The organism is Oscillibacter sp. KLE 1745 (assembly GCF_000469445.2).
Lineage (GTDB): Bacteria > Bacillota > Clostridia > Oscillospirales > Oscillospiraceae > Oscillibacter > Oscillibacter welbionis.
Genome location: NZ_KI271759.1, coordinates 1 through 6164, shown reverse-complemented (window position 1 = coordinate 6164; position 6164 = coordinate 1). Strand labels below are relative to the sequence as shown.

Genomic DNA, 6164 nt, shown 5'->3' with positions numbered 1-6164 from the left:
CGCCGAAGCCGATGTCGTAGGCCCAGCCGTCGCCACCGAAGGCCCACACGCTCTTCTTGGTCAGATACTCCTTGTTCTGCAGGACAAAGGCGCCCTCCTCCGTGGGCTCCGCCTTCTCCAGGGCGGCGATCAGCGCGTCGGACACCTCCCGGGTGACGGCCGGGTCCTGCCACTTGGCAAGATACTCCCCGATCTCAGATACGGCCACCCCCTTTTCCTTCAGGGCTTTCAGCCGCAGCTCCACCTCCCCATGGATGGACCCGTGGGCCCGCAGGAAGCCGTAGGCGAACTCCGCGTTGTCTTCGAACAGGGACTGCTCCCAGCAGGGTCCAAAGCCCCGGCTGTCGCAGGAGTAGGGCGTCATGGGCATGGCACCGCCGTAGGCGGAGGAGCAGCCGGAGGCGTTGGCCACGTACATGCGGCTGCCGAACAGCTGGGTCACCAGCTTGATGTAGGTGGTCTCCGCGCAGCCCGCGCAGGCGGCGGAGAACTGGAAGTAGGGCTTGGCGAACTGGGCCGTCTTCACGCTCTTGTCGCTGATAATGTCCTTCTTGAGCAGCTTCTCGTTCATCGCGTAGTTGTCGAAATTGGGCTGCTGCTCCCTCTGGGTCTCGAAGGGCACCATCTCCAGCGCCCCCTTGGCCGGGCAGGCGGTCAGGCACACGCCGCAGCCCAGGCAGTCGTAGGGAGAGACCTGCATCCGGAAGGAATAGGCAGGGGCGTCCTTGCCCAGGCCCTTGGCGGGCACGGTGACGAAGGATTCCGGCGCACCGGCCTTCTCCTCCTCCGTCAGCAGCACGGGCCGGATGGCCGCGTGGGGACACGCCATGGCACAGCGGTTGCACTGGATGCACACGTCGGGATTCCACTGGGGCACCGTGACGGCCACGCCCCGCTTGGAGTATGCGGTGGTGCCGTTCTCCCAGGTGCCGTCCAGGCAGTTGTGCCTCTTGAACAGGGACACCGGCAGCTTGTCGCCGTGCTGGCGGTCCATGGGCACCACGATCTCCTTGACAAAGTCCGTGCCCTTCAGCTCCTCCGGCGCGCCGTCCTTGGCGTCCGCCCAGGCGGCGGGGACCTCCACCTTCGTCATGCCGGTCAGACCCACGTCCACGGCCCGGTTGTTCAGGTCCACGATCTCCTGGCCGCCCTTTTTGAAGTAGGAGTTGTAGTTGCCCTGCTTCATCTCCTCCACCGCCAGGTCGATGGGGATCACCTTGGTCAGCTGGAAGAAGGCCGCCTGGAGAATCGTGTTGATCCGGTTGCCCAGGCCCAGGTCCCGAGCCAGCTTCGTGGCGTCCATGATGTAGAAGTTGGCGTGCTTGTTGGCCAGGTCCCGCTTCATCTTGGCGGGCAGCCGCTCCTCCAGCTCCTCCGCGCTCCAGGGACAGTTCAGCAGGTATGTGCCGCCGTCCTTGAGGTCCGCGGTGGTGTCATATTTGTCCACATAGGTGGGCGCGTGGACGCCCACGAAGTCCGCCGCGGACACCAGATACGTGGCGTGAATGGGCTGGTCGCCGAACCGCAGGTGGCTCTGGGTCAGACCGCCGGACTTCATGGAATCGTAGGAGAAATACGCCTGGGCGTACTTGTCTGCCGCCAGGCCGATGGTGGTGATGGCGTTCTTGTTGGCGCCCACCGTGCCGTCGCCGCCCAGGCCCCAGATCTTGCAGGATACCTGTCCGGGATAGTCCAGGGCGATCTCCTCATAAGGCAAGGAGGTGAAGGTCACGTCGTCCTCGATGCCGATGGTGAAGCTGTTCTTGGGCTCCTCCTTGGCCAGGTTGTCGTACACCGCCACGATCTGGCCGGGCGTGGTGTCCTTGGAGGCCAGGCCGTACCGACCGCCCACCACCACGATGTCCTTCCGCCCCGCCTGCTGCAGGGCGCTCTGCACATCCAGATACAGCGGCTCACCCACGGAGCCGGACTCCTTCGTCCGGTCCAGCACGGCGATCTTCTTGCAGGTGGCGGGGATCGCATCCACAAAATGCCGGATGGAGAAGGGGCGGTACAGGTGCACCTGCACCATGCCCACCTTGCGGCCCTTCCTGTTCAGATAGTCCACCGTGTCCTTCACCGTCTCCGCACCGGAGCACATGATGACGATGACTTCCTCCGCATCGGGCGCGCCGTAGTAGTTGAACAGCTTGTAATCCCGGCCGGTGAGCTTGTTGATCTCATCCATGTAGTGCTGGACCACGCCGGGGATCGTGGCGATCTTCTCGTTGGCGCCCTCCTTGCACTGGAAGAACACGTCCGGATTCACCGTCGTGCCCCGGGTGGAGGGGTGCTCCGGGTTCAGGCCGTTCTTGCGGAACGCCGCCAGCTGGTCATAGTCCACCAGCTTGGCCAGGTCGTCATAGTCCAGCGCCTCGATCCGCTGCATCTCGTGGGAGGTGCGGAAGCCGTCGAAGCAGTGCATGAAGGCATACCGGCCGCCGATGGCGGACAGGTGGGCCACCGCGCCCAGGTCCATGGCCTCCTGGGGGGAGGAGGACATCAGCATGCCGAAGCCGGTCATTCGGCAGGTCATCACGTCGGAGTGGTCGCCGAAGATGGACAGGGCGTGGGCACTGACAGTCCGGCAGGAGATGTGGAACACGCCGGGCAGGAACTCGCCGCCGATCTTGTACATAGGCGGGATCATCAGCAGCAGGCCCTGAGAGGCCGTGTAGGTGGTGGTCAGCGCGCCCGCCTGCAGGGATCCGTGGCAGGTGCCTGCGGCCCCCGCCTCGGACTGCATCTCAATGACCTCCACGGGTTTTCCGAAGATGTTGGTCCTCCCCTTGGCGGACCACTCGTCCACCTTCTCCGCCATCACGGAAGAGGGCGTGATGGGGAAGATGGCCGCCACCTCTGTGAACGCGTAGGACGCGTACGCCGCGGCGGTGTTGCCATCCATTACTACTAGTTTTTTCTTAGCCATGTCTCCTGTTTTCCTTTCGATCTCACTTGGTCTGTTCTCATTGCCTCAACACCGTCCGCTGCCCGCTCCGGGGCAGCGGACGGCACTCCAGGGAGCTTACTTTATACCGGGATAGGCCCGGGCCACATAGTCGGCGATCCTGCGCACCGCCTCCTTCAGGTTTTCGTCGGAGTTGGCGAATACCAGCCGCAGATAGCCCTCGCCCATGTCACCGAAGGCGGAGCCGGGCACCGTCACCACTCCTGCGTTCTCCAGCAGCTCCTCCGCAAACGCTTGGGAGGTCTTGCCGAATGCCTTGATGTTGGGGAAGGCGTAGAAGCTGCCCGCGGACTTCTTGCAGGTGATGCCGGGGATAGCGTTGAGTCCGTCTACCAGAATGTCCCGGCGGCGGGTGTAGTCCGCCACCATCTGGTCCACGCACGCCGTGCTCTTCAGGGCCTCCACCGCCGCCGCCTGGGTGAAGGTGGACACACAGGAGGCCACCCCCTCCTGCAGCTGCGCCATTTTCTTGATGTACCCCGGCTCCGGCGCTACCAGATAGCCGATCCGCCAGCCGGTCATGGCATAGGACTTGGAGAAGCTGTTCAGCACCATCACGCGGTCCTGCATCTCGGGCACCTGGGCCATGCTGTACGGCTGGATGCCGTCGTATACGATGGCGTCATAGGGCTCGTCTGTCAGCACCCACAGGTCATGGGTCTTCGCCACCTTGGCGATGGCCAGGATGTCCTCCTTCGTCAGCACCGCGCCGGTGGGATTGCAGGGGGAGTTCAGCAGGATCGCCCGGGTCCGGGGTGTGACGGTCTTTTCGATATCCGCCGCTTGGATCCGGTAGTCATATTCCTCATACGTGGGGACGGGCACCGCTCTGGCGCCGATGCAGCTGGCCTGCCCGTAGTAGTTGGGGAAGCAGGGATCCGGCACCAGGATTTCATCGCCCGGGTCCAGCAGCGTCATCATGGCCAGGAACAAGCCCTCCATGGCCCCCACGGTGATGATGACGTGGTCTTTGGTATAGCCCTCCCAGTACTGCTTCCGGTACTTGGCGGCCACAGCCTCCCGCAGCTCTGTGGTGCCGGCGTTGGGCGCGTAATGGGTCTGCCCCTCGTCCAGGGCTCTCTTCGCCGCGTCCTTGATGTACTGGGGCGTGTCGAAGTTGGGTTCGCCCACCGTCAGCTTGATCGCCTCCGGGTACTGGGCCGCCAGATCAAACATCTTTCGGATGCCGGACGCTGGATACTGCTTCGCCCGCTGGGAAATGCGCAGTTCCTGTTCCATTGGTAACATCTCCTTTTGATCATCTTCTCACGCGCACCCGGCGCACCCGTTCCGAAAGCGGGCACGCCGAATGCGCAGCAGGCAGTTCCTTACTTCGCAGCCTTGTCGTTCACCCACAGCTCCGGGATGGCGTTGGCCGCCGCCTCACTGGTGGGCTCCCACTTGCCGGACTTCAGCCGGGTCAGGTAATCGTTGATCAGTGCGCCGATCTGCTTGCGCATCAGGAAGCAGACCACCAGGTTACACACGGCGCACACACCGAAGAAGAAGTCGAAGAGATTCCACAGCACACTGAGGGCGCCCACAGAGCCGATGATGGCGAAGGCGCAGCCCAGGAGCCGGTAGGGCAGAATGAACTTCTTGCCGCCCAGGACGGTCATGCAGATCTCACCGTAGTACACATTGACCAGCGCGGTGGTGAAGGCAAAGAAGGTGATGATGGCCACCACGAACACCGTGCCAGCGATGGCGTTGCCGAAACCGGCGCCGAAAGCAGTGGCGGTCAGGGCCGCGCCGGTGCCGCCCTCGGTCCACACGCCGGTGCACAGGACCACCAGAGCGGTCATGGTGCAGACGATGATGGTGTCCACGAACACCTCGCTGATGCCCCACAGGCCCTGCTTCACCGGATGGTTGGCGGAAGAGGAGGAGTGGGCCAGCGGCGCCATGCCGGTGCCGGCCTCATTGGAGTACACGCCGCGGGCCAGGCCCCAACGGATGGCCAGCATCACGGTGGAGCCGGCAAAGCCGCCGGTGGCAGCCATAGGCGTAAAGGCGTACTCAAAAATCATCGCAAAGACGTGCGGGATGTTGCTGCCGAACTTTACCAGAATAAAGATGCTGCCGATCACATAGGCCAGCGCCATCAGGGGGACCACCTTCTCCGCAAAGGAGGAGATACTCTTGATGCCGCCCACCAGCACAACGGCCATGATGACGGCAAAGATCACGCCCACGATCCAGCCGGGAACGTCAAAGGAGACCCGAATCGCCTCCACCACAGAGTTGGCCTGCACGGCGGGCGCAAACACCATGGCGCAGCCCAGGATCACAGCCCAGAAAATGCCCAGCCACTTCCAGCTCTTGCCCAGCCCCCGGCGCACATACCAATAGAAGCCACCGTGCCATCTGCCGGTCTCAGGATCCCGCTCCCGGTAGGCCATGCCCAGGGTGATCTCGGAAAACTTCACGATGAAGCCCATGAGGGCCACGGCCCACATCCAGAATACGGCGCCAGGGCCGCCGGTGGCGATGGCCACCGATACACCGGCGATGTTCCCCACTCCAAGCGTGGAGGCCAGCGCCGTGCAGCAGGCCTGGAACGGGGAAATATCGCCCTCGCCGTCGCCCTTGTCGAAGATCTTGCCGAACGTGTTCTTCATGGCGTGTCCGAACCTGGTGAATTGGAAGAACTTAAAGCGGACGGACAGGTACACGGCGACTACGGATGTCAGGATCAGAAGCGGCCATCCCCACAGCCAGTTGGAAATCGCCATCATGATGTCGATGATAAACATATTCTACCTCCCAAATAACTTCATGCGCTCCATTTTCGATTGGCTGAATCATCTGTCGGGAAGTCTTTCCCCGCGGCTTCCCCGGCTCCTCCTTTCCTCCTATATTCGATATGCGGCCAGCCGCATAACTTGCCTGATTTCCAATAATTCCGTATGGTGGAAGCGGATTCCTTTGGGTAGAATTGTCAAAGCTGCCGGTCTTTTCTGGACATGTATCCAAAAAAGCGGCAGCTTTTCCGTAGAACGGGATCATTTTCCAAAATTGTGTCAAAAACCAAAGCCGCAACTGCGGCCCGACACGAAGCATTTCCACGGAAAATTACGGATCCTGTTTTCTTTCCTTATGATTTATGATATTATATAGACAAACATTTGTCAAGGCAGAATGTTTCTATGATATCGCCAAGGCAAGATAGTAGATTAAGTGCAGAAGAAGTCAG

The 6164-nt window shown here is 62.0% G+C and carries 3 protein-coding genes; all 3 read right to left on the bottom strand.

Features of this window, described 5'->3' with window-relative positions; genetic code table 11:
• Positions 1 to 2929, bottom strand: a 2929-nt coding sequence (gene nifJ, locus HMPREF1546_RS14700; RefSeq protein ID WP_021752073.1) for a pyruvate:ferredoxin (flavodoxin) oxidoreductase, incomplete at its 3' end; no start/stop codon positions are given.
• 96 nt (positions 2930 to 3025) lie between these two features.
• The gene (locus HMPREF1546_RS14695; RefSeq protein WP_021750396.1) at positions 3026 to 4207 is read right to left on the bottom strand and encodes a pyridoxal phosphate-dependent aminotransferase; all 1182 of its coding nucleotides are present in this window, start codon (positions 4205 to 4207) and stop codon (positions 3026 to 3028) included.
• 89 nt (positions 4208 to 4296) lie between these two features.
• On the bottom strand, positions 4297 to 5724 hold the full coding sequence (locus HMPREF1546_RS14690; protein ID WP_021750397.1) for a sodium:alanine symporter family protein: 1428 nt from the start codon (positions 5722 to 5724) through the stop codon (positions 4297 to 4299).
• Positions 5725 to 6164: the final 440 nt, after the last annotated feature.

Excerpts from the sequence above, each read along its gene's own strand:
- HMPREF1546_RS14695 (WP_021750396.1), bottom strand. The coding sequence starts at position 4,207 with ATGGAACAGGAACTGCGCATTTCCCAGCGGGCGAAGCAGTATCCAGCG.
- HMPREF1546_RS14690 (WP_021750397.1), bottom strand. The coding sequence starts at position 5,724 with ATGTTTATCATCGACATCATGATGGCGATTTCCAACTGGCTGTGGGGA.